The sequence below is a fragment of the Mesorhizobium sp. M7A.F.Ca.ET.027.03.2.1 genome, assembly GCF_003999175.1.
Taxonomy (GTDB): Bacteria; Pseudomonadota; Alphaproteobacteria; order Rhizobiales; family Rhizobiaceae; genus Mesorhizobium.
The window spans coordinates 1-4,710 of the sequence record NZ_RZOM01000449.1 but is presented as its reverse complement, the minus strand read 5'-3'; the positions used below and the strand labels follow the sequence as shown (position 1 = coordinate 4,710).

The 4,710-nt window shown below is 65.9% G+C and carries 6 protein-coding genes; 2 read left to right on the top strand and 4 right to left on the bottom strand.

Features of this window, described 5'->3' with window-relative positions:
• On the bottom strand, positions 1-589 hold a 589-nt coding region (locus EN750_RS19405), incomplete at its 3' end, for a LysR family transcriptional regulator (protein WP_145967772.1).
• Positions 590-718: 129 nt separating this feature from the next.
• On the opposite strand from EN750_RS19405, the gene EN750_RS19400 reads away from it, so the two are divergent.
• A complete protein-coding gene (locus tag EN750_RS19400; RefSeq protein ID WP_127397363.1) occupies positions 719-1,357 on the top strand; it encodes a DsbA family protein in 639 nt (212 codons plus the stop codon).
• Positions 1,358-1,398: 41 nt separating this feature from the next.
• Positions 1,399-2,010, top strand: a complete 612-nt coding sequence (locus tag EN750_RS19395) for an NAD(P)-dependent oxidoreductase (protein WP_127397362.1) — start codon at positions 1,399-1,401, stop codon at positions 2,008-2,010.
• Between the two features lie 25 nt (positions 2,011-2,035).
• Here the strand turns inward: EN750_RS19395 and EN750_RS19390 are convergent, their stop codons facing one another.
• From EN750_RS19390 to EN750_RS19380, 3 genes are read right to left on the bottom strand one after another with little or no spacing between them, the layout of a single operon-like run.
• Positions 2,036-2,836, bottom strand: coding sequence for an ATP-binding cassette domain-containing protein (locus EN750_RS19390; protein WP_127397361.1), 801 nt, complete (start codon positions 2,834-2,836; stop codon positions 2,036-2,038).
• Positions 2,833-3,834: an ABC transporter ATP-binding protein gene (locus tag EN750_RS19385; RefSeq protein WP_189526321.1), complete on the bottom strand. Its 1,002-nt coding sequence runs from the start codon at positions 3,832-3,834 to the stop codon at positions 2,833-2,835. Before EN750_RS19385 ends, EN750_RS19390 begins: the two co-directional genes overlap by 4 nt.
• Before the next feature lie 14 nt (positions 3,835-3,848).
• A complete protein-coding gene (locus tag EN750_RS19380; protein WP_127397360.1) occupies positions 3,849-4,679 on the bottom strand; it encodes an ABC transporter permease in 831 nt (276 codons plus the stop codon).
• Positions 4,680-4,710 lie beyond the last annotated feature (31 nt).

Sequence of the window (4,710 nt, the reverse complement as noted above, 5' to 3'; positions counted from 1 at the left end):
GGGTGTTGCCGACCCAGGCCAGCGATCTTGCCTGGCGCGGCGTCACGTCGGGCGGCAGGCTCGCCGCGAAGCCAGGGCTCGCCACCACGATCTGCCGGATCGTCCCCAGGCGCCGCGCCTGGTTCGAGGAATCGGTGAGCCAGCCGACGCGGATGCCGAGATCGATCTGCTCGTCCACCAGATTGCTGACGGCGTCGTCGAAGATCGCCTCGACGCGCATATGCGGGTAGGTTCTGAGATAGGCGGCCATGACCGGAGCCACGATGTTGGTGCCGTAGTCGAGTGGCGCCGTCAGCCTCAGCGTTCCGCTCGGTTCGACGGCTCCGCGCGAGATTTCGCCATAGGCCGCCTCCGCTTCGCGCAGGATGATCATCGCGCGGTCATAGAAGAGGCGACCCTCTTCGCTCGGCGTGACACGCCGGGTCGTGCGCTGCAGCAGCGTTGCGCCCAGCTCCTCTTCGAGCTTGCCGATCTGATGGCTGACCACGGCCTTGGCGACGCCAAGCCGGTCGGCTGCGGCAGTGAACGAGCCGGTTTCCATCACCGTGGTGAAGTAGGCGAGCCGATTGAGGTTCAGAAGTTCGGCCAAGCTGGCTGCCCTTTGTATGATCAGATCAGACAGTTTGTATAATTGGGCGCCATTTATCGCAAGGCTGCCGTCTGCCATATGAGCGACGGCCTCGACGAGTCCGGTGGCCGGGCAGGAATGGCAGCGACTATGAGCAATTCAGAAGTGACCTATCTTTTCGATCCGCTCTGCGGCTGGTGCTATGGCGCCACACCGATGCTCGACCGGTTGTCGGCCGCCGGCCTGAACGTCGAACTGCTGCCGACCGGCCTGTTTTCCGGCGCCGGCGCACGTCCGATGGATGAAGGCTTTGCGGCGCATGCCTGGGCGAACGACCAGCGCATCGAGCGCCTGACCGGACAATCCTTCACGCCGGCCTATCGGCACAATGTCCTCAATGTCCGTGGGACCCTGCTCGATTCACATGCCGCCACACTCGGCATCAGTGCCGCTGGCCTGGAAGATCCCAGCCGCCGGCTTGCGGCGCTGAAGACGATCCAGCATGCGCGCTATGTAGAAGGACGCGATGTCGTGACGATCGGCGGTGTGGCCGAGGTGCTCGCCGCCGCCGGCATGGCGGACGCCGCCGAAATGCTCAAGGCGCCGACCGAAACATTGCTGACGGCTCACCGCGATCTGGTTGGCCGTGGCCGTGCGCTGTTCCAGCGCCTGCATGCCGATGGCGTGCCTTCGCTCTCGGTCATCCGCAATGATGCGCCCCGGCTCATCGGTTCGAACGCGCTGTTCGGCAGCTTCGACAATCTTGTCGCCCATATCGCGGCGGCGTGATCCCATCCTCCAGACCCCCAACAAGAAATAAGGAAACAGACATGGCAAAAGTCGCTCTCATTGGTGCATCGGGCGCTGTCGGTTCACGCCTTCTCAGGGAACTCTCCGATCGCGGCCACACCGTCACCGGCATTGCGCGCAACCCGGAAAAGATCGCCGCGCTTCCGGGCGTGACGGCGAGGAAGGGCGATGTCTTCGACAGACAAGGTCTCGCGGACCTGATCCGCGGCCATGACGCGGTGATCAGCTCCGTGCATTTCCTGGACAGCGATGCCGATACGCTGATCGAGGCGGTGCGCGCCTCCGGCGTGAAGCGCTATCTGATCGTCGGCGGCGCCGGCAGTCTCGAAGTCGCACCGGGCAAGCGGCTGGTCGATAGCCCCGACTTCCCTGATATCTACAAGGCCGAAGCGCAGAAGGGCGCCGACTTCCTGGACAGATTGAAGACGGTCGACGACCTCGATTGGACGTTCCTGTCGCCATCCGCCATGTTCGTGCCTGGCGAGCGCACAGGCAAATTCCGCCTCGGCAAGGATACACTTCTCGCCTCCGATAAGGGCAGCAGCATTTCCTTCGAGGACTATGCGATCGTCATGGTTGACGAGATCGAGAAGCCGGCCCACATCAGGCAGCGCTTCACCGTCGGCTATTGAGCGAACCGGTGGTGGCGGCCGGAACTCAATCGAGGCCGGCCGACGCCAGCCGCATCAGGGTCCGGTTCAATCTCGGTGCTGCCGCCACCAGCGCCTTGCCAATGGCCGATTGCGGTGAGTCGATGACGGTTCGGGCATCGCCGTTCTCGGCAACCCGGCCGGCGTCGAGAAGGATGACGCGGTGGGCGACCGACCTGATGACGCCGAGATCATGTGAAATGAAGAGATAGGCGATCTTTTCCTGGCGTTGCAGGTCGAGCAAAAGCTCGAGGATCTCCCCGCGTACGGAGACGTCGAGCGCCGACACCGCCTCGTCGAGCACGATCAGCGACGGCTTCGTGGCGATGGCGCGGGCAATGGCGACGCGCTGCCGCTGTCCGCCGGAGATCTCATGGATGGCACGCGGGGCGAGGTTCGCCGTCAGCCCGACGCGCTCCAGCAAGGCGGCGATGCGGCGCGGGCGCTCGGCGCGGGAGGCGATGCCATGGACGCGCAAGGGATCGTCGAGCACACGCGCCACCGTGGCGCGCGGATTGAAGGCGGCCAATGGGTCCTGGAACACCATTTGCAGGCGTGCGCGGCGTGCTCGCAGCGCGGCGCCGCTCGAGGCCAGGAAATCACTGCCCTCGAAGTCGATGCGTCCGTCGTCCGGCTCGATCAATCGCAGCACCAACCGCGCGATCGTCGACTTGCCGCTGCCGGAAGGTCCGGCCAACGCCAGCGTCTCACCGGGGTCGATGTGAAAGGAGACATCGTCGACGGCGGCGATGGTCTTGTCGCCTCGACGGTAGCGCTTGGTGAGGTTGGACACCGCCAGCAGGCTCATGCGTGGAGCCCGGCTCGGTCCAGCAACGGCCTGGTGTCGAGGCCTATATGGGCGTCGAGCAATGCACGCGTATAGGGCTGGGCCGGGGCGCCGACAATCTGCGCCGTCATGCCAAGCTCGACCAACTGGCCATGACGGAAAACAGCGATACGCTCGGCAAGCTCGGCCGCCAGCGCGATGTCGTGGCTGATGAACAGCAGCGTCATGCCGTCCTCGGTCACCAGGCGTCGGATCAAGGCGACGATCTCGGCCTGCACGATGGTATCGAGCGCGCTGGTCGCTTCGTCGGCGATCAGCAATTTCGGACCGGCCGCAATGGCTGCGGCGATCGCCACACGCTGCTTCTGGCCGCCGGAAAGCTGATGCGGGAAGGCGCGCAAGGCTGAGTCCGGGTCCGGCAGGCGGACGCGCTCGAGCAGGCTTTTGGCCCTGGCATAGGATTGGGACCAGGTGAGGCCGAGATGCGTGCGCGCTACTTCGGCGATTTGCTTGCCGATGGTCATGACAGGATCGAGGCTGGCGGAGGGGTCCTGGAAGACGAAGCCGATGTCGCGGCCGAGGCGGGGGATGTAGCTCTGTTTGAGGGAAGACTTTCGGACTTCGCGCCTTACGAGGCCCCCCTCTGTCCTGCCGGACATCTCCCCCTCAAGGGGGGAGATTACGCCCTTGTCTCCACTTTCGCCCATCGCCAGAGATGCAGAAAGAGGGCCTGCGGTGGAACTGCCAATCTCCCCCCTTGAGGGGGAGATGTCCGGCAGGACAGAGGGGGGTGCCTTGGCGCCAGAGGGTGGCGATGATGGCAAGAACCAGTCGATCCGCCCATCAACCCTGGACGAGACCGGCAACAGCCCGGCAATCGCCAGTGCCAGCGTGCTTTTGCCTGAACCGCTTTCGCCGATGATGGCGAGGCGTTCGCCATTGGCAATATCGAGGCTTACACTCCTCAGCGCTGCCACCTCATTGCCGTCACGGCGGTAGGTCACCGTCAGGTCGCGGATCGAAGCGAGCGTGGTCACGACAGGCCTCTCCTGACCGCTGTCGTCTCGACAATGCCTTCGCCGGCGAGGTAGGCGCCGAGCACGGTCAGCACCAGCGCTATGCCCGGGACAATCGACAGGAAGGGCGCGGTACGCAGGACAGCGCGGCCTTCGGCGATCATTCCGCCCCAGGTGACCCGGTTGGGGTCGCCCAGGCCGAGGAAGGACAAGGCCGCCTCGGTGAGGATCGCGGCGGCGACGATCACCGACGACATCGCCAGCACCGGCGGCAGGGCATTGGGCAGCACCTCGCGAAAGGCGATCGCCAGCGGGTGCATGCCGATGACCCTGGCCCCGGCGACATAATCGCGTTCGCGAATGGAGAGGACTTCCGCGCGGGCGACCCGAGCAGGTCCGGTCCAGGTGCCGAGCGCGATGGCAATCACGACGACGCCGAGCGACGGTCCGACGACGCTGACGAAGGCCAGTGCCAGCAGGAAGCTCGGCACGGTCTGGAAGGCGTCGGTGATGCGCATCAGCACCTCGTCGACGAGGCCGCCGGCAAAGCCGGCCAATGTGCCGACCACGGCGCCGACGACAAGTGCGGCGGCCGCAGCCGCGAGCCCGACAGCCAGCGATGTGCGGGCGCCGTGGAAAAGCTCGGCCAGTACGTCGCGGCCAAGCCGGTCGGTGCCGAGCGGCAGCGACCAGTCCTGGAACGGCGGCAGCAGCGCCGGTCCGGCGATCGCCTGCGGGTCACCTGGGAACAGCAGCGGCGCCGACAGCGCCATGGCGATCAGCGCCGCCAGGAGAATGGCGCCGGCGACCGCCTCGGGCGTGCGCAGAAAGCGGCGGAGCGGGCTCATGCGCCGGCCTCGCTGGCGCCTACGCGCGGAT